Source organism: Candidatus Amarolinea dominans, from assembly GCF_016704685.1.
In the GTDB taxonomy this organism is placed as follows: domain Bacteria; phylum Chloroflexota; class Anaerolineae; order SSC4; family Amarolineaceae; genus Amarolinea; species Amarolinea dominans.
The window spans coordinates 121,406-140,778 of record NZ_JADIZS010000005.1 but is presented as its reverse complement, the minus strand read 5'-3'; the positions used below and the strand labels follow the sequence as shown (position 1 = coordinate 140,778).

Below are 19,373 nucleotides of genomic sequence, written 5' to 3'. Positions count from 1 at the left end.
TTGCCACAAGAAGCTGTTGTATGGAAACATCTGTTCTATGTCGAAAACAGGCTCAGCGCCAGATGCCGGGCACCGCCAGCCCGCACTGCGGACAACAACCGTCGGCCCCGATACGTTGCTCCAGAATCTGAAAACCTCGGCGCGTCACCAGGCGGGCCTGACACTGCGGACAAACGGTATGTTCCCAATCACCCAGACGCCCCGGCAGATTCCCGGCGTAGACATAGCGTAACCCGGCCTTGCGCCCAATCTCGGCCGCACGGACCAAGTCCTGCGCAACCGTGTGGGCCGGATCACGCATGCGATAGTCCTGGTGAAACGCGGTGACATGCCAGGGAATGTCAGGCGACAGGCCGACGATGAACTCCGCGGCCGCGGCCAGCTCACCGGGATCATCATTGAAACCGGGCACCACCAACGTGACGATTTCGAGCCAGAACCCCAGTTCGAACACCAGGCGAATCCCGTCCAGGACATCAGCAAGCACGGCCCCAAGCTGACGGTAGCGGCGGTCATGCATGGTCTTCAGGTCAATCTTGTACGCGTCAACCCAGGGCCGCAAAAAAGTGAGAACGGCACGCGTGGCGTTGCCGTTGGAAACAAAGGCCGTGTGCAGGCCACGCTGGCGGGCCGCTTTGAACACGGCTACGGCCCATTCGCTGGTGATGAGCGGTTCGTTGTAGGAACTGACCACCAGCGCGGCGCCCAGGCGTTGACCAGCGGCCGCAATCTCTGCAGCCGTGATGGTCTGCGGGGAGGCGCCAGCCAGGTCATCACGCAGCGCCTGCGAGGTCAGCCAGTTCTGGCAATAGTCACAGTGCAGATCGCAGCCGAGCATGCCGAAGGTCAGCGCCTGGCTGCCGGGCAAAACATGATTGAACGGCTTCTTCTCCACCGGATCACACTGCAAACCGGCTACGTAGCCAAACGGCACACGCAAGACGCCGTCGGCGTTGAAGCGCACCTGGCAGATGCCACGTCGGCCAGGGCCAATCTTACACTGATGGGCGCACGCCAGGCAACGTACCCAGCCTGGTTTGGCGGTCAACGGTTCCACCAGCAAACCCGGCTCGGTCAGGCGGTCGAGGCGCAGCGCGAGGCTCTCCTGTTTCATGTCTACTTCCTTTCGTCACGACAGCCGGTGCCCTGTGCGGCTTCAGCCTTCAGCCAGTGTAGGCCACGGCCGCATAACCAACCACCGTGCTGCGGTCGCCGGCTGTATCGCCGGAGTTGCGATAGTCGAGCAGATGCGGTTGCCAGGCACATTGGCGTGCAATCTCCATCAAGGTCAGGATAGGCAACATGCCGCAGGCCTGCTTGCGTCGCACGCCCGCGTCATCCCCAGCCAACAGGGCAGTCAGCAGGGCGCGGTCAAGCACTGTGGCCTGCGCGTAGGGGTGATAGTGACTGAGATCGGAGCTGACGATCAAGATGGCGTCGCCGGTCGTGCGCAGTGCGTTGACCAGGGCCGGCGCCGCGTCGCGCGGTTCCACATCGCCGCACAGTAGGGGCACGATGCGCGCCGCGGGCAGCACCACCTGCAGGAAGGGCAGTTCCACTTCCAGGCAGTGCTCAGGCTCATGCGGCCGTTCAAAGGTGACAAAGGGCGGCCCATAGTCCAGGAGCTGTGCCCGAACTTCCAGGTCCACGGGCACGGGGCCGAGCGGAGTGGCAAAGGCCGCAAACGCGCTGAGCGCCACGCCATCGAAGGGTACACGGTGCGCGGGGCCGAATAGAACAACGGCGCCGATCTGGCCGGCCAGGGCGGCCAACGGCTTGAAAGCAGAGGCCGCAATGACGCCAGAATAACGGAACCCGGCATGAGGCACGATCAACGCCCGGATGCCGGTCAGCGCAGGGGCCTCGGCCTGCGCCAACAACTGCTGCACCTGGCGACGCAGCTCGTCAGCCGCGGCCGGGTAGAACAGCCCGGCCACCGCGGGCGGCCTGATCCCATTCATGTTGCACCTCGTTTCCCAGGCAACCAATGCGTTTTCGGAGAAAACGCAGAGGGCACTGACCGTAGCTTACACGTGTCCCCGCCGGTTGTCAAGCGCGAATAGGGGGCCGACGACTGAAACCTTTGCGCAAGCCGTGCGTATCAGAACTGTGGATGATACACGGCGAGAGGTCTTTGGGACTTCCCATCTGGGGCAAGCGCGGCTCCGATGGAAGACCCCAACACCCTGTGGATTGGGCGGTCGCGCACCACTACGGGTAGGAACTCGTCACGGGAAGTCCCAAAGACCCTTGATGCCCGGTAGAGTCATTCTTTCTCAGGACGGAAACGTGAGCAATCCAGAACAAGAACAAGCCTGGCTAAACCAGGCGCTGGCAGGGAATCAACAGGCTTTTGGCCGACTGGTGGAGGTGTACCAGGCGCCGGTGTTCAACCTGGCCTACCGCATGTTGGGCAATCCAGGCGAAGCCGAAGAAGCCGCGCAGGACGCGTTTCTGAAAGCCTTGACGCGCTTGCAGACCTATGATCGCAGCCACAAGTTTTCAACCTGGCTGCTTTCGATCACATCGCACCAGTGCATTGACCGGCTGCGCCGGCGCCGCTTCACGTGGCTATCCATCGAGGACAACCCCGCCCTGGAATGGTTAGCCAGCAGCAGCGGCCGGCCGGATGAATCGGCCCTGCGCCGTGAGGCTGGCGACGAGGTGCGCGCCCAACTCGATCGGCTGGAGCCAACCTATCGCCTGCCGTTGATCTTGCGCTATTGGCATGACCTGTCATACGCGGAGATTGCCGGCGTCATGGGCATCACCGAAGCCGCGGTCAAGTCCAGGCTGCATCGAGCACGCCTGCAGATGGCCGAACACCTGACGAAGCGGCCAGCGTCCGCCGTCACCACTGCCCCCCGCCAGTCTGGCGTGGTGCAAGTTCTGTAAAGGGTCTTTGGGACTTCCCGTGGAAGACCCCAACACCCTATGGATTGGACGGTCGCGCACCAGTATGGGTACATCACGGGAAGTCCCAAAGACCTATCACAGAGGGGTATTTCTGATGCACACGCACATCTCAACAGAACAGATCTCACTAGCCCTGGACAGGCGCCTCTCGCCCCAGGAACAAGCAGACGCGCGGGAGCACCTGACCGGCTGCCCAACGTGCAGGCAAGAATGGGACGCCTGGCACGTCCTGGGCAATCGCTTCGCGCAGGCGCCGCTCATTGGGCCTGCGCCCGGTTTTGTGCAGCGGTTCGAAAAGCGCCTGCAGCAGCGCCGGGCCGCCCGCCGCGGTCTGCTGGGCGGCGTCGTCCTGCTGACCGGCTCGGTCTCGCTGTGGAGCCTCATTGCCCTGGTTGGGCTGATCTTCGGCGTCTCCTGGGTCAGTGCGCATCCGGCTTGGGCCGGCTCGGTGGTGCAATTTGCCGTGCGCCTGGCGCACACCCTGCAACCACTGACCGTCACGCTGCGCCTTTTCATCAATGGGCTGCTGCAGATTCCGACGCCCGTGCTGTCTATCACCCTGGGCAGCGGCCTGCTCATCATGGCGGTGATCTGGGCGCAGTTGGTCAACTGGCAGCGCGGTCGCTTGTCCGCCCTGCCCGGCTAAGAGTTGACCTGAAAATAGCCTTGTGACGCAATCCGTCGGATTGCTTGCCAAACTTGAAGCTCCCGCAGATCAAGAGGAGGTACTTTCTATGTTTTCGAAACGAATACTCGCTGTCCTCAGCGTGTTGGCCGCGCTGCTCTTCGTCAGTGTGGCGCCGGCCCTGGCCCAGGACGGCGGCGGCGGCAAGGTCATCGTCGGCCAGAGCTACGTGCTGGCTGCCGGAGAGCAGCTGCAGGGCGACCTGGCTGTGCTCGGCGGCAGTGCGCTCATCGCAGAGGGCGCGGCGGTCAACGGCAACGTCGCGGTTGCCGGCGGCTCGCTGACGGTTGGCGGCAGCATCAACGGCGACGTGGCCGTGTTTGGCGGCAGTGTCACCTTGCAGGAGACGGCCGTGGTGGAAGGAGACGTAGCCACCTTTGGCGGCGCCTTGACGCAGGCCGAGGGCGCGGTCATCACCGGCCAGTTGGTCGAAGGTTTTGGCAATCAGGATACTTTCCAACCGCCTACCATGACCGTACCGCAGGCGCCGCAGCCGCCATCGGTCTTGCGCGCCATCCTGAACTACTTCTGGCAAGTGATGGGCGCCATCGGCTTGGCCCTGGCCCTGGCCGCGCTCGGTCTGCTGGCCATGGTCATGTTCCCGCAGCCGACGGAACGCGTGGCGAATGCGGCCGTGGCCGCGCCAGGGGTCACCTTTGGCGTCGGTGTACTGACCTTGCTGATCGTGCTTGGCCTGGCGGCCATCCTGACCGTCACCATCTGTCTGGCGCCGATCGCGCTCCTGCTGATGCTGGTGGCGGCGGTGGCCTGGGTCTTCTCCTGGGTGGCGCTAGGGTGGCTGGTGGGTCAACGCATCCTGGAAGCGTTCAAGCTGCGCAATCCCAGCCCGCTGCTGGAGGCCATCCTGGGCATCATCCTGATTACGCTGCTCTGGCGCGCGGTGCCATGCCTGGGCTGGCTCTTCTGGTTCATCATCACAGCGCTCGGCCTGGGCGCCATCGTGCTGACGCGCTTCGGCACGCAAACCTATCGCAGCACGACAGCCACACCGCCAGGTTCACAACCGCCGGTCGCGCAGTTGCCCCTGGCGCCCGCGCAGCCATCGGTCGCCGCGGGTGAGCAAGCGCTTATGTCAACGACGGACGATGCGCTCTGCGTTTTCGGAGAAAACGCAGAGCCGTCCGCTTTTCTAAGCGACCTGGAAGACGACCTGCGGGCCGCCGCCGAAAACGAGCCGCCGCCGGCGTAGAATCAAAGGAACCCGGTTTCTGTGAGAAACCGTAACTGCTCACCCTGCGTTGATTTGACAGGATGAACAGGCGTTCTCCTGTGGTGTGCAAAACTACCGCCACGAGAGTTCGAATATCCTGTCAATCCTGTGAATCCTGTCTGAATTCCAGGCAGGCCCATCAGTTACGAGAAACCGGGTTTCTGGTATTCAGAAGATCTTCGTCAGTTCATCGGCGCCGAACTCGCGCAGCGGCACCCAGCCGCGCTGCGGGTGCCATTCCTGCACCCCCTGGGCTGCGGGCACCACCTGGCCGATGCGGGCGAACGGAATGGCGGCCGCGTGACAGGCGACCGCCAGCGCGGCCACATCGGCAGGCGCCACCGTCGCCAGCAAGCCACCGCTGGCGATCATGCCCAGCGGGTCGAGACCGTAGATCTGGCCCAGCGTCACCGCTTCGGGCAGCAGCGGGACCAGGGCCAGATCAACCTGCAGACCGACGCTGGCCGCGGCCGCAACCTCCCACAGGCCGGTAGCCACACCGCCTTCGGTCGGATCGTGCAGCGAGTGAACCGGCGCCTGGCTGCACACGAGCTGTGCGGCGCGCACCACGCTGATGCCGGGGTCGTGCAGAAAGCCCTGCACGCGACCGATGAAAGCCTCGTCCACGCCGCGGCGGCGCAGATCAGCGGCTTTTTCACGGGCAATCAGCGCAGCGCCTTCAATGGGCGCCTGGCGGATGAAAAGCACCGCATCGCCAACCTGCGCGCCGGCCGTCATCACCAGGTCGTTGGGCGCCACCTCGCCCAGGAGCGTGCCGCAGACGAGGGGGCGGTCGAGGCCGTGGGTGATCTCAGTGTGGCCCCCGGCCAGCGCGATGCCCAGGTCGGCGCAAGCCGCATGGATCTGCGCGAAGATGGATTCCACCAACGCCACGCTGGTCTGCCCGGCCGGCAACAGCACCGTGGCCAGAAACCAGCGCGGCCGTGCGCCCATCGTCGCCACATCGTTGGCATTGACATGAACCGCATACCAGCCGATCTCATCGGTGGCGAAGGTGATGGGATCGGTCTTGGCAATCAGCAGGGAGCCGGCCGGCGGCAGGGCTGTTGTCCGGAAGTCAATGACGGCCGCATCCTCACCGCTGCGCGGGCCAACCAGCAAACGCTCATCGGGCAGGCTGAAGCGGTGCAGCAGGCGATCGAGCAGCGCGGGCGGCAGCTTGCCCGTTGAAAGCATGGTCATGATGGCCTACTGGCACCCCCACTGGCCCCACGCGCCGGCCGCGGCAGCCACATCGGCCACGTCAATCACGCCATCGGGCGCCAGGTCGTACAAACGGTTCCAGGCCGGATCGCTGCTGACCAGGCCAAAGTGCGCGGCCACGGCCAACAGGTCATTGACGCCCACCTGGCAACTGCAATCAATGTCGGCCGCCAGGCACGCCGCATAGGTCACGCTCAGCTTGGCCGCGAACACCGGATTGCCCTCGTACGCCAGGGCATCGAAGTAGCCGGCATTGGCGGGGTCGCTCGTCAACAGCAGCGCCAGCGCGTTGCCGCTCTGCCAGGCCGGCCGGTTGACCACTTCCTGCACCACGCGGCTGAGGTCAGGCGAGGAGGCCCAATCGAGCGGCTCGGTGCTTGTCACCGTCCAGGGGACATTGGCCGCGGTGCGCGGCATTTGCAGCGGCGGCATGGTGGCAAAGTTGGCCGGGTTATCGAGCGCGGCGCCTTCGATCTTCAGCGTCACGGATGGAAAAGCCGCGGGGTGGTAGCTACGATAGAGCAAGACGGCCGCCTGCGTAATGCGCACATGGAAAGGAATGTCCACCTGGGCAAAGCGCGCGCCGCTCACCAGGTGATTGCCGGCCGAATTGCCCAGGCGCAAGACAATGCTGGCAAGATCAACCAGGCCGCTGCCGAGACGCTGCGTGGCGTCATCGTTGCCGGCTATCACCTGCCCCCACAGCACCGTCGTGTTGGGCGTGGGCGTCGCGGTAGGCGTCGGCGTGGGCGTTTGCGTGGCGGTTGGGGTGGGCACATCCGTGGGGGGAATCCGGGTATCCGGGAAATCGAAAAGGCGGGTAGCGCCGGCCAGCAGTTCAAAATCCACCAGGTTAGATGACGGCGGTGAAGTGTAGCCGGGCGGATCGGTCTCCTGCAAACGATAGGCGCCGGCCGTCACATCGCGAAAGATGAACGCGCCGTCAGCGCCCGTGGTGAAGCGGCTGACCAGCCCGCCCCCAGGCAACAACAGATCTACCAGGGCCGCGGCCAGCCCCGGCTCGCCAACATCCCGCATGCCGTTGCCGTCCAGGTCGTCAAAGACAACGCCGCCTACGTGTCCGCTGTTGGGCAGGGGCGTTGGTGTTCCGGTGGGCGTGGCCGTCGGCGTCGGCAAAATAGTGGGGGTGCGCGTGGGCGTCGGTGTCGGCGACATAGTAGAGGTGGGAGAGGTGGGAGTGACGGTGGGGGTGGCGGCGGGGCCGGCGCTGTAGGCCAGGATCTTGCCGTCGTGCGTCACGGCCCAGCCGTGGCTGGCGTCCACAAAGTCGGCTTCCCAAATCAGCGCCGTGGCGGGAATGTCGGTGATGCGCGTCCAGGCGCCCCCACCGTTCATGGTGTGATACATGCGGCCGTCGTAATTCTCACCGCCCACGCGATAGCCGCCCACGGCCCACCCTTCCTGCGTGTTGACCATCTCGATGTCGAACAGATCAACGCTATTGATAGACATCTGGGTAGTGAAGCTGAGGCCGGCATTGGTGGTGTAGTAGATCAGGCCGCCCTGGCCGGCGAAGTAGCCGGTGCTGGCGCTGAAAAAGTGCAGGCCGAGCAGGTCGCCCTGCGGCGCAAAGCGTCGCGTCCAGGAGGCGCCGCTGTCGGTTGAAATGGCCATGGTGGCGCCATTACCGGCGCCATAGCAGGTGCTGCCAAAACAGGCGAACTCCCAAATCACCACACTGCCGCCGGGAAAGAACTCATGCCAACTGGCGCCGCCGTTGGTGGAACGGAACGAATGGCCATTGGTGCCGCCAGCGAGCACCAGGCTGCTGTTAGCCAGGTAAGCGGTGTAGAGATAGCCGCCGTAGTTGGGCATGGCAGAGAGCGCCCAAGTGACGCCGCCGTCGCTGGTGCGAATGGCCTGGCCGGTGATGCCCACGCTCAGGCAGGTCACGGTGGAAAGGCAATCAATGCCGCCTTGCCAGCCCGAAATCTGCGCAGGCAGGTTGATGCGCGCCCAGGACGCGCCGCCGTTGGTTGTCTTGAGGACGTAAGGATCGCCCTGGAATCCCCAGTCGGGGCCGCCCACGGCATAGCCCAGGTCAGTCGTCAACATGCGAATGCCGCGCAGGGTGATGCCCGCCGGGGCCTGGTATTGCACGGCCCAGAAAGCAAGCGGCGCGGCCGCGGCTGAACGTGAGCCAGACAGAGTAAAAGCGCCGACGGCCGCTTGCAGACCGAAAAGGCAGGCGCCAATGAGCAAAAGGTGTAAGCGTATAGCCATGATCTAACCTCCAAAAAGTAGTGGCACCGGCGTCATTCCCGCTAAGGTCTATTTTGCCATTCGCCTGCACCCGGAACAAATCAGGAATTCCAAATGGTCCCGGAATCGAGGCTTCAGCCGGTCTGCCACAGGGTTCTCAAGTGCCCAATAACCGGCTAAAGCCTTCATTCCATGCGCCACACAATGGCGCAGATGCGCCACACAATGGCGCAGAGATGTCTTCAGCGACCACATTTGGAATTCCTGCGCTTGCAGCATATCAGGCGCTGGCGTGCTGCCGGCGCCGGTCACCAACGCGCAAGACAAACTTGCTGGCCTCAGCCACCAGGGCCGGAATGAGAGCCAGCGGGATCACGAGTTCCCACTGCGCCAGGGTCAGGGGCACGGTGTTGAACGGCCCGTTGAGGAACGGCACAAAGATCACCGCCACGGTCAGCAACGCGGAGACCGCAACGGCCGCCTGCATCCATTTGTTCGTGAACAGGCCCAGGCGCGCGAGCGGGTAACGTTCGGAGCGCGTCGTATAGGCGATGGGCAGTTCGGCCAGGGCCAGAGTCGCAAAGGCCATGGTCTCGGCCAGGTCTTTGCCATGTTCCTGCAGGCCAATCCAAAAAGCCGTCAACACAACCGTGGTCAGCGCGACGGTCATAATGGCAATGCGCACGAGCATGACGCGGTTAACGATGGGTTCACGCGCAGGGCGCGGGGGCTGTTGCATGACATCGGGATCGCCCTTCTCCATGCCCAGGGCCAGCGCGGGCGCGCCATCGGTCAACAAGTTGAGCCACAGCAGTTGAATGGCCGTCAACGGCGGCGGCCAGCCGGCCAGCGCCGCGATGAAGATAATGGCCACCTCGGCCACATTGCAGCTCAGCAGGTAGAAGACAAACTTACGGATGTTGCCATAGATAATGCGGCCCTGCTCCACAGCGCCCACGATCGAAACGTAGTTGTCGTCGGTCAGCACCATGTCGGCCGTCTCTTTGCTCACATCGGTGCCGGTGATGCCCATCGCCACGCCGATGTTGGCGCGCTTGAGCGCCGGCGCATCATTGACGCCATCGCCGGTCATAGCCACCACATGGTCACACGCCTTGAACGCCTCAACAATGCGCACCTTATGCTGGGGGCTGACGCGGGCGAACACGTCGGTGTGTTCGATCACGCGCTGGAGCTGTTCATCCGTCATCGCATCGAGTTCGGCGCCGGTGTGAATCTGCCCATCACTCCGCAGCAGGCCGATCGTTTGGGCAATGGCCTGCGCGGTCAACGAATAGTCACCCGTAATCATCACCGTGCGGATGCCGGCCGCGCGCGCCTTGACCACAGCCGGGGCCACTTCCGGTCGCGGCGGGTCAATCATACCCACCAGGCCAATGAAAACCAGGTCATGCTCCAGGGCATCAGCCGTTATGGCGTCTGGTAGTTCAGGCAGGTAGCGGTAGGCCACGCCCAGCACGCGCAACGCCTGCGCAGCCAGGCGCGAGTTACCGGCCTCAATCTCGTGATAGTCATGCTCTTCCAGGCGCAGGGGGCCTTTGCGGTGCAGAAGGTGCGTGGATTGTTGCAGCAGCAGGTCAGGCGCACCCTTGACACAGACCACATAGCCGGTTGCCCCCGGCTGGAATGGGCTGCCGTCATCTTCGGTCACCACCTGCAGCCTGTGTACCGTACTCATGCGCTTGCGATCGGCGTCGAATGGCACCTCGGCCACGCGAGGGTAGCTCTGCTCCAGTTGGTGGCGCCACAGATCGGCCTTGGCCGCGGCCACAAGGAGCGCGCCTTCGGTGGGGTCTCCGACCATGCGGTAGGTGACCTTGTCATCGCTGCGGCCGGACTCCTCCAACTCGGCATCGTTGACCAACGCGCCGGCCCACAGGAGGCCGGCCACTTCCACATCATCGCGCACCTCAACCTGGCGATTGTCATAGTCCGGGCGGCGGAAGATGCCCTCCGGCTGATAGCCCTGACCCTCCACCGTCACCTCAGCATGGTGTACCCACAGACGCACGACCGTCATCTCGTTTTGGGTCAGAGTGCCCGTCTTATCGGAACAGATCACCGTGGCCGAACCGAGGGTTTCCACTGCGGACAGTTTGCGAATCAAGGCATGGCGGCGGATCATCTCGCGCATGCCCAGCGCCAGGCTGATGGTGACAATGGCCGGTAAGCCTTCGGGCACGGCGGCAATGGCCAGGCTGACCGCAATCAGGAAGACCTCGACCAGCTTGGACTGGAAGGTGCGCAGATAGACCATGATGCCGCCGTCGGCCGCCAGCAGGAGACCCAGGTCGGTGTCGCGAATCACGGAGACCAGGAAAACACCGAGACAGATGACCAGCGCGGCAGTGCTCAGCGTCTTGGCCAGTTCTTCCAGCTTACGCTGCAGCGGAGTCTGTTCTTGTTCGAACGACTGGATCATGTCGGCGATGAGGCCGATTTGGGTCTGCATGCCGGTGCTGACCACCACGCCCTTGCCGCGACCATAGGTGACGAGGGAGCTCATGTAGGCGCTGTTGCGGCGATCGCCGAGTGGAATATCGCCGACCAGGGTCATGCTGGCGTGCTTATCTACGGCAACCGATTCCCCGGTGAGGGAGGCCTCGTCAATTTTGAGATTGACCGTCTCAGCCAGGCGTAAATCGGCCGGCACATAGTTGCCTGCTTCAAGCAGGACGACATCGCCCTTCACCAACTCGCGCGCGGGTGTTTTGAGACGATGCCCGTCGCGCAGCACGTCGGCTTCGGGCGCGGCCATCTTCTTCAGCGCGGCCAGGGCCTGTTCCGCCCGGCTCTCCTGCACCACGCCCAGGATCGAGTTGAGCACCACGATGGTCATGATCAGCCCGGCCTCCACCCAGTCACCGAGCAGCGCCGAGATGACGCTGGCGGCAATCAGAAGGAGCACCACGAAACTGTTCAGTTGTTCCAGGACGAGTTTCCAAAATGGGGGTCGCGGGTGCTCACGCAGATCGTTCGGGCCGTCGCGCAGCAGGCGAGCGCCGGCTTCTGATGCCGTCAGGCCGCTGTCCAAACGCGTTTCCAAATGGGAGACGACAGATTCGACGGGCTGGCTGTGCCATGAAATGGCCTTGTTATCTGGCTCCATCCAACGTTTCCTTTTTCAACGTTCCCTTTTTGCCTTGAGAGAGTTTGCCTTGAGAGAGCTTGCCTTGTGCAAGCTCGACTGTGTTCTGACCAGAGTTCAGCGCAGTATACCACAAGATCAACGGCCCTCAAATCACGCAGCCCGGTCTGTTGGCATCTTTGACAAGGCACACGGACAGGGTTACAATGCGGCCCCGAATGAATTCGGGGCGAAGGGGCGTTCCGCCAGCCGCCGAAGGGGCGTTCCGCCGCCAGGTCGGCCTGCGCCGACCGGCATCGCGTCCACGAAGGTGGACGCCCGGCCGCTACGCCCTTGAGGCGCGATTTCAATCGCTCTGCTGAGCAGTTACATGAATGGAGGACAGGCGTGGATCCCGTTGCAATTCGAATCGGTTCGGTAGCCCTGGTGCGTTGGTATGGCCTGCTGATTGTGGTCGGTGCCGTGGCCGCGGCCTACATTGACAGCCGCGAGGCGAAACGGCGGGGGCAGGACCCCGATCATATTTGGTCGGTCTTCATGTGGTGCCTTATCGGCGGCATTATCGGCGCCCGGCTACAATTTGTGATCACCGCATCCCTGGAAAACCCGGCTTACCTGCAAGGGTATCTCGCCAATCCCTTGAGCATCATCAATACCCGCGAAGGTGGTGTGGGCATCTTCGGTGCGTTGGGTGGCGGGCTGCTGGCGTTCTACCTGTACACGCGGCGCCAACGCCTCCCCTTCTGGTCATGGACCGACATCGCCATCGTGGGCCTCCCGTTTGCCCAGGCCGTGGGCCGTTGGGGCAATTTTTTCAATCAAGAACTGTACGGCGGGCCTACCAATCTGCCCTGGGGTATTGCCATTGACTGTGCGCATCGCATCTCTCCGTATCTGTGCCCACCCCTGGGCGAGTTTACCGAAGCCGCGCGCTTTCATCCTACCTTTTTGTACGAATCGCTCTGGAATCTGGGCGTTGGCTTGGTTCTGCTGTGGCTGGCACGGCGCTTCTCCAGGCAATGGCCGCCCGGCTCCATTTTCAACCTCTACGTCGTGGCCTATCCGCTCGGACGGTTTCTGGTCGAGTTTATCCGCCTGGGCACGCCGCTGGCCCTGGGTTTGACGTTGGGACAGTTTTTTTCGCTGGCCGCGGGTCTGGCCGGCTTGGCGGTGTTCACCTATCGCCTGCGCCGGGCCGCATCTCCGCCTCCCACGGGTGAACCGGTAGCCTGACTGACAGGGGCCATTGGCTTGACAAGGGCGGTTTGTGGGTTTGACATGAGGCACGAACGTCTGTATAATGGCCCACGTTAATTGCTAGAATAGTATAATTGTTCGCACGCCCCTATGCCCACCATATCCGTTGATCATGCAGTGCTCTTCCTTGCGTGGACAAGAGTCAACTCAAGCACTCGCTTCGGCATGGCCAGCGCGCATGAATGGCGCGAGGAACGAGAATTGAATAAGTGTCAGAACACTGCCACCCCGTGGGCCGTTGAACCAGACAGTCAAAAATTCTTGATCCTGGTACCCATGGGTGTGAGAAATGAGTCAGGCGCCGTCTTTCACAGCGGCGCCTGGGTATGAAGTGAGGAAGCACAGTGCAGGAAAATCTTCAGGAACCAAACGACATGACCGCCTCCAGTGACACGATGAGCGTAGTCGTGACACCAGCCGCAGAAGAAACCATTGCGGCCGCAGTGACAGAGACTCCCGATGAGACCAGGAAACCCAACGCCCAGGAGGGTTCTGCTGACACGATGAGCGCAGTCGTGGCAGCAGCCGCAGAAGAAGCCACGGCGGTCACAGTGACAGAGACTCCGGATGAGACCAGGAAACCCAACGCCCAGGAGGGTTCCGCTGACACGATGAGCGCAGTCGTGGCGCCAGCCGCAGAAGAAGACACGGCGGTCACAGTGACAGAGACTCCGGATGAGACCGAAAGACCCGAAGCCCAGGAGGGTTCCGCTGAGCGCAGCGGGCGCCGACGCCGCAATCGCGGTAATGGCCCTGGCAACCTCCCCATTCGCGTGATCCCACCTAAAAAAGTTGTCAAAGTTCTCAGTGTGGGCATGGAGATTGACGGTGTGGTACGCCGCGTCGCCGAGTTTGGCGCGTTCATTGACATCGGCGTGGGCACCGATGGCTTAGTTCACATCTCTGAACTCTCCACCGGCCGCGTGGGCAAGGTCAGTGACCGCCTCAAAGAGGGCGACCCGGTCAAGGCGTGGATCAAAGAACTGGACCGCGATCGTAATCGTATCAGTCTGACCCTGATCGAGCCGGGCACCAAGACCATCCGCGACCTGCAAGAGGGCGATCTCGTCACTGGCACCGTGACTCGAGTCGTGCCCTACGCCGCCTTCCTGGATATCGGCATCGGCCGTGACGCCATGCTGCACATCCGCGAGATGTCAGACGGCTTCGTGCGCCGCGTCGAAGATGTGGCGAATGTGGGCGATGAGGTCGAGGTTAGAATTGTCAGCCTGGATCGCCGCCGCCAGCGCATTGACCTCAGCCTGAAGGGGCTGCGACCAGAAGAAACCGCACTGGTAGCGCCACCGGAGCCGACGCTCGAGGAGATGAGTGACCGTGCGCGCATGAGCGAGGCTGCCAGCCGCGGACGCGGACGGTCCGACGAAGAAATGCCCGACATGGGCGGCGCTCGACGCGAGCGTGAGCCACGCAGCGGCGGTAACCGTGCTGAGCGCGGCGGCGGTGGTGGCGGCGGCAGCAACAGCAGCGGTAGCAACGGCGCTGATCGCGGCGATCGTCGTCCCCGACGTGACCGCGGCGGTAACCAACGCGAGCGCGGGAAAGAGGAGTGGTTGGACTATCTGAAGGACGGCGAAGAAGCCGGCCCCACTGCGATGGCCCTGGCCCTGCAGGCCGCCATGGACCAGGATGTGGAGCAGGACACCCGCCGTCAGAAACGCACGGAAAAGGATCGCGAGCACCGGCGGACAGACGACTTCCGCAATGAGCAGGAAGACATCGTTGTGCGTACGTTGCGCTTGCGCCAGACCGCGTAATTCCAAGAACTGAACGTTGTTTCTTGACAAGCCCTTGATCCGGTTTGCAGCCAGGTAGATTCTACCAGCGGCCTGCAAACCGGTTCTTTTTGTCCGTTGCGCACAGCAACGAAAAGGAGATTCGAATGCCATTTGCCATCATCGTTCATGGCGGCGCCGGCAACATTCGCGAGGCCCAGCGTGCCCCCCATGCGACCGGAATTCGACAAGCGGTGACGGCAGGCTATGCGTTGCTGGCGCGCGGCGAGTCGGCCCTGGATGCGGCGCAAGCGGCCGTCATGATCCTGGAAGATTTGCCCGCCTTCAATGCCGGCCGCGGCTCCTGCCTGACCAGCGCCGGCACGATCGAGATGGACGCCGGCCTGATGGATGGCCGCGATCTGCGCGTGGGCGCCGTGGCAAGCATCACCCATGTGGCCAACCCCATTGCCGTCGCCCGCCTGGTCATGGAGAGGAGCGAGCACATCCTGTTCGCAGCCGAGGGCGCACAGGCCTTTGCGCAGGCGCAGGGCGTCGCCGCCGTGTCAACCGAGGCGCTGCTGACGCCTGCACGCACACAGGAGTTTGCGCATGTGCAGCAGGCCAACTTTGCTGCCACCCTTGCGGCCGAGCAGCGTGGCGCGGTGGCCGACACAGTGGGCGCGGTGGCCCTCGATATCCACGGCAACCTGGCCGCGGCCTGCTCCACCGGTGGCATGTCGTGGAAAAAACCAGGGCGCGTGGGCGATTCACCCCTGCCGGGCTGTGGTTATTATGCTGACAGTCAGGCCGGCGGCTGCGTCACCACTGGCTGGGGTGAGACGATTGCACGGGTGGTGTTGGCGCGCCGCGCCGTGGAAGCGTTGGAGCGGGGTCTTGATCCGCAGGCCGCCGCGCAGGCGGCCCTGGCCTTTCTGGCCGCACGAACGGGCGGCTGGGCCGGGCTGATCGTCCTCGATCGCCACGGCCGGGTGGGCGCGGCGTTCAACTCGGTGCGCATGACGCATGCCTGGTGGGATAGCGACATGGCCGAACCGACCGTCGTCGCGTAATTACCAGACACGACAGAGCAGCCCTTTGAGATACTCCCCTTCCGGAAAGCTCAGGAGCACGGGATGGTCGGCGCTGTGCGTGAAGCGCCCGATGATCTGCGCCTCGCGGCCGGCATCGAGCGCAGCGCCGAAGATCACTTTTTGGAACAGATCGGCGCTGACCAGGCCGGAGCAGGAGAAGGTCGCCAGTAAACCGCCGGGACGCAGCAGGTGCAGCGCCAGCAGGTTGATGTCCTTGTAACCACGCGTAGCCGCGGACACCTGCGCCTGGGCATGGGCAAATTTGGGCGGATCGAGGATAACGGCATCGAAACTGGCCCGCTGGCCGCGCAGGTCACGCAGCACCTGGAAGACATCACCCGCCAAACCGTCCGCCTGCGTATCGGGGTCGAAGCGGTTGCGGCGCAGATTCTCCTCGGCCAACAGGAGCGCGGCGTACGAACTATCCAGGTTGGTGACATGAGCAGCGCCCGCGGTCAACGCGTAAACGGCAAAGGCGCCGCTGTAGGAAAAGCAGTTCAACACCCGCGCACCCGGCATCGTTGCCAACGTGACGGCGAAGTGCGCACGGTTCTCGCGCTGATCCAGGTAGAAGCCAGTTTTTTGACCCTCGGCCAGGCTGACCCCAAACTGGAGTCCATTCTCGGACACCCACAACGGCGCCGGCGGCGCCGCGCCTGACAGCAGCCCGCTGACGGGCGGTAAACCCTCATGGCTGCGCACATCCACATCGGAGCGTTCGTAGATGCCCATCGGGGCCAGCAGTTCGTTCAGCAGGCGCACAAGCAGGGCCTGGCGCTGCGCCACACCAACCGTCAGCAATTGCACCACCAGCCAGTCGCCATAGCGGTCAACGATCAGGCCAGGCAAGCCGTCGCTTTCGGCGTTGACCAGGCGATAGGCGTCGGTGGTCTGACTGGCGGCCAGGGCCTGACGCGCACGGATGGCCTGCTGCAGGCGACGGCGCCAAAATTCGTCGTCCACGGCCTCGTCCTGCTGCCAGGTCAGCAGGCGCAGCGTGATCTGCGAACGGCGGTTGAGGTAGCCGCGGGCCAGCCATTGCCCGTTCGCATCGAGTACCGGCACCACGTCCCCATCGGCCGGCTCCCCCACGATGTGCGCCAGCGCGCCGGAAAACACCCAGGGATGACGCTGGCGCAGCGGCTTGTCCTTGCCCGGCTTCAGCACCACGTGCGGCTCTTTCATGTTCATCTCCTCGTCATCCTCGTCCTATTCCCCGTGCTCAAACAAGGTCTCCGCAGGCAGGTAGCGCCAGGTCAGGCACAGCACCCGCTGCGTGCCCGGCTGCACCCGTGCGCGCTCGTCTGGGCGCAGGCCGCAAAGCCAGGCGATGCCCTGTGCGCCGACCAACAACGGCCAGCGGGAGCGCAGCGCGGCCGGCAGCTTGTGATTGATCATGAAGGCATTGAGGGAGGTGCGGTGACCGCCCAGGCCGAGCGGGTACAACCAATCGCCCGGCTGGCGTGCGCGCAGAAACGGCGCCGGGCCAACCACATCGGCGTCGAGAAAGGCGCGCCAGGGCTGCGGCTCTGTTCGCCAGGCGAGCGGCAACTCAGTCGGCCGCCGCATCTCGGCCTCAAGCCGCCAACCGCTTGCCGGCAGGCAGGTCACGCCCGGCACAGCGACCGGCAGTGCGGGTACAAGCAACTGTGGCCCGGCGTGATCATCCGGCCGGGCCTGGCCATCCGCCAGCGTGAACGAGGCATAGCCGACCGTCAGTACCAGCCCGCGCGGCAGGGTTACACGATGACCGGTGGCGCAGGCGGGGCTGATGAGCAGGCGGCGCGCCCGCTCCACATGCTCGAAGCCGACATCGCGCAGGCCGGGCCGCAGACGGTGGATGGCCTCGCGCAGCAGGCTGCGCTGCCAGGCCACCTGCAACTGGCGCCAGGGCGCCAACGCGAACGTGACCGCGCCGGCGTCGCTGTGCGTAACCACCTGCGGCCAGAGGGTCGCCAGCAGCTCGCGCAGCACCTGCTGTTCATCGCTGACCACCTGCGCCGATCGCCGCAGGGCCGCGCGCACGCCGGGGTTATAGGTTTCCAGCAAAGGCAGCAGTTCATGGCGCAGGCGATTGCGGAAGAGGGTGACATCGAGATTGGTGCGATCGACGCGCGGCGTCAAACCGTGTTCGCGGCAGTACGCTTCGATGTCCGGCCGGGGAACGTCAAGCAAGGGGCGCGCCAGGCGCAAGTCCACAGCAGCCGGCGCGCCGGCCCGTGTCTCCAGTGGGCGATCTACCACCGCGCGCCCCCAGGGCGGCCGGGGCAGCGGGCTGAGCGGCAACATGCCGCGCAGGCCGGACAAACCGCTGCCGCGCAAGAAGTGCATGAGGATGGTTTCTACCTGGTCATCGGCGTTGTGCGCCACGGCCACGGTGCGGGCGCCAACAGACTGCGCAACCGTGCCCAGAAAGGTGTAGCGGGCGCGGCGGCCGGCTTCTTCCAGCGAAAGACCGGCGCCGCGCGCCTGCGCACCGACATCGGCCTGACCGACGCTGCAGGGCAGGCGCCAGGCCGCGGCCAGGCCGGCGACAAAGGCCGCGTCGGCATCGGCCTCCGCGCCCCGCAGGCCATGGTGCAGGTGAGCGACATGAACGCGCGGCGCAAACGCAGGCGGCAGAGCGCAAAGGACGTGCAGCAGGCACAGCGAATCAGCGCCGCCTGAGACGCCCACCACCAGCAACTCGTCCGGGTCGAACAGCGCTGAGGCGCTGATCGCTGCGGCCACGGCCGCCTGCACATCCATCATAGCAGCTATTGTAACACCGCGCAGCGGGCGGCGGCAAGTCAGCGCGGCGCCAGCCACGCACGGTTTGCAGCCAGCCTGCAGGCAGAGTACAATCCGGGCATGGAAAATACCCACACTGCGGATCATGTGATTCTCTCAGCGGCGCCTGCTTCGGAGGCAGCCGCTGTCGCGGAGGTGCGCCGCGCCGCCGCGGGCGCCGAGGTGGTGCGCCGGCTGGAACCTGGCACGCTGCTGGTCGCGGTGACCGATCCGATGCAGACCCTGCTGCCGGCCTGGCAACACGCGCCGCCCATCTGGGTACGGCACGTACACCCTGTGCATGCGGTGGCGCCGCTCCTGGGCGGTGAGCCGGGCCTCAGCCGTCTGGAAGATGTCGCCAGGCCGCTGGCGGCGCGGCTGGACGCTGACCTCCCCTTTTCGGTGCAGAGCCGCCTGGTAGGCGCTGGCCCCTGGCCCCTGGCGCGTTTTGATATCAACCAGCGCCTGGCTGCCCTCCTGCAAACGCTGACCGGCGCGCCGCTCGATGTGCGGGCGCCGGCCCAGGTGCTCTCGCTGACGGCCACCGCGGAGCGAGCCTACCTGGGGATCTCGCCGGTCGGCCTGAATTTGAGCACCTGGTCGGGCGGCCAGATGCGCTTTGCCCGTGAGGAGGGCGAACAGATCAGCCGCAGCGAGTTCAAGCTGCTGGAGGCGCTGGACGTCTTCAAACTGGAACTGCCCACGCGCGGCGCCGCACTCGACCTGGGAGCGGCGCCCGGCGGCTGGACACGCATCCTGCGCCTGCACGGTCTCGATGTCGTCGCTCTTGACCCGGCAGACCTGGACGGCCGCCTGCTGAACATGCCCGGCGTGCGCCATGTGCGCGGCCTGGTGCAAAATTTTGATCCGGGCACGCAGCGCTTCGTGGTCATCACCAATGACCTGCGCATGGACGCCCTGGCCTCGGTGCAAGTGATGACGCGTGCGGCCGCCTGGCTGCAAGGCGGGGGCCTGGGCTTCATCACCCTCAAACTGCCGGAACAACACGCGGAAATCCTGGTGGCGCGGGCACTGAAGGGCCTCGAAGCCGCGTACCGCGTGCTCGGTGCGCGCCAGCTTTTCCACAACCGCCAGGAAGTCACCGTCGCCCTGACCGGCAAGCGCTAAGGCT

Annotated in this window: 14 protein-coding genes; 7 read left to right on the top strand and 7 right to left on the bottom strand. The window is 64.4% G+C overall.

Annotated features, from left to right (window positions below; genetic code table 11):
- Positions 1 to 52 precede the first annotated feature (52 nt).
- Positions 53 to 1,114, bottom strand: coding sequence for an AmmeMemoRadiSam system radical SAM enzyme (gene amrS, locus IPF85_RS04850; protein WP_343406936.1), 1,062 nt, complete (start codon positions 1,112 to 1,114; stop codon positions 53 to 55).
- 49 nt (positions 1,115 to 1,163) lie between these two features.
- On the bottom strand, positions 1,164 to 1,961 hold the full coding sequence (amrB, locus tag IPF85_RS04845; RefSeq protein WP_343406935.1) for an AmmeMemoRadiSam system protein B: 798 nt from the start codon (positions 1,959 to 1,961) through the stop codon (positions 1,164 to 1,166).
- Between the two features lie 328 nt (positions 1,962 to 2,289).
- Here amrB and IPF85_RS04840 point away from each other — a divergent pair, with 328 nt between their 5' ends.
- From IPF85_RS04840 to IPF85_RS04830, 3 genes are all read left to right on the top strand, one after another.
- Entirely contained in the window at positions 2,290 to 2,895 is a 606-nt protein-coding gene (locus IPF85_RS04840) for a sigma-70 family RNA polymerase sigma factor (RefSeq protein WP_343406934.1), read from the top strand.
- Positions 2,896 to 3,010: 115 nt separating this feature from the next.
- Positions 3,011 to 3,562 (top strand): zf-HC2 domain-containing protein, encoded by a 552-nt coding sequence (locus tag IPF85_RS04835; protein WP_343406933.1) that lies wholly within the window; start codon positions 3,011 to 3,013, stop codon positions 3,560 to 3,562.
- An 88-nt stretch (positions 3,563 to 3,650) separates the two neighbouring features.
- The gene (locus tag IPF85_RS04830) at positions 3,651 to 4,811 is read left to right on the top strand and encodes a polymer-forming cytoskeletal protein (protein ID WP_343406932.1); all 1,161 of its coding nucleotides are present in this window, start codon (positions 3,651 to 3,653) and stop codon (positions 4,809 to 4,811) included.
- A gap of 189 nt (positions 4,812 to 5,000) precedes the next feature.
- Here the strand turns inward: IPF85_RS04830 and IPF85_RS04825 are convergent, their stop codons facing one another.
- From IPF85_RS04825 to IPF85_RS04815, 3 genes are all read right to left on the bottom strand, one after another.
- Complete coding sequence (locus IPF85_RS04825; protein WP_343406931.1) at positions 5,001 to 6,035, bottom strand: AIR synthase related protein; 1,035 nt, start codon at positions 6,033 to 6,035, stop codon at positions 5,001 to 5,003.
- 6 nt (positions 6,036 to 6,041) lie between these two features.
- On the bottom strand, positions 6,042 to 8,300 hold the full coding sequence (locus IPF85_RS04820) for an SdrD B-like domain-containing protein (protein WP_343406930.1): 2,259 nt from the start codon (positions 8,298 to 8,300) through the stop codon (positions 6,042 to 6,044).
- Between the two features lie 259 nt (positions 8,301 to 8,559).
- The gene (locus IPF85_RS04815; protein ID WP_343406929.1) at positions 8,560 to 11,409 is read right to left on the bottom strand and encodes a cation-translocating P-type ATPase; all 2,850 of its coding nucleotides are present in this window, start codon (positions 11,407 to 11,409) and stop codon (positions 8,560 to 8,562) included.
- A 366-nt stretch (positions 11,410 to 11,775) separates the two neighbouring features.
- Here IPF85_RS04815 and lgt point away from each other — a divergent pair, with 366 nt between their 5' ends.
- From lgt to IPF85_RS04800, 3 genes are all read left to right on the top strand, one after another.
- Complete coding sequence (gene lgt, locus IPF85_RS04810; RefSeq protein WP_343406928.1) at positions 11,776 to 12,621, top strand: prolipoprotein diacylglyceryl transferase; 846 nt, start codon at positions 11,776 to 11,778, stop codon at positions 12,619 to 12,621.
- 398 nt (positions 12,622 to 13,019) lie between these two features.
- On the top strand, positions 13,020 to 14,420 hold the full coding sequence (locus IPF85_RS04805; RefSeq protein WP_343406927.1) for a S1 RNA-binding domain-containing protein: 1,401 nt from the start codon (positions 13,020 to 13,022) through the stop codon (positions 14,418 to 14,420).
- Positions 14,421 to 14,545: 125 nt separating this feature from the next.
- Positions 14,546 to 15,451: an isoaspartyl peptidase/L-asparaginase gene (locus tag IPF85_RS04800; protein WP_343406926.1), complete on the top strand. Its 906-nt coding sequence runs from the start codon at positions 14,546 to 14,548 to the stop codon at positions 15,449 to 15,451.
- On the opposite strand, the gene IPF85_RS04795 is transcribed toward IPF85_RS04800, so the two are convergent.
- On the bottom strand, positions 15,452 to 16,657 hold the full coding sequence (locus IPF85_RS04795) for a class I SAM-dependent methyltransferase (protein ID WP_343406925.1): 1,206 nt from the start codon (positions 16,655 to 16,657) through the stop codon (positions 15,452 to 15,454).
- Positions 16,658 to 16,681: 24 nt separating this feature from the next.
- Positions 16,682 to 18,349 carry a tRNA lysidine(34) synthetase TilS gene (gene tilS, locus IPF85_RS04790; RefSeq protein WP_343406924.1) on the bottom strand — a complete coding sequence of 556 codons (1,668 nt, stop codon included), beginning with the start codon at positions 18,347 to 18,349 and terminating at the stop codon, positions 16,682 to 16,684.
- Between tilS and IPF85_RS04785 the strand changes: the two genes are divergently transcribed.
- Positions 18,323 to 19,369: an SAM-dependent methyltransferase gene (locus IPF85_RS04785; protein ID WP_343406923.1), complete on the top strand. Its 1,047-nt coding sequence runs from the start codon at positions 18,323 to 18,325 to the stop codon at positions 19,367 to 19,369. The genes tilS and IPF85_RS04785 overlap by 27 nt on opposite strands.
- Positions 19,370 to 19,373: the final 4 nt, after the last annotated feature.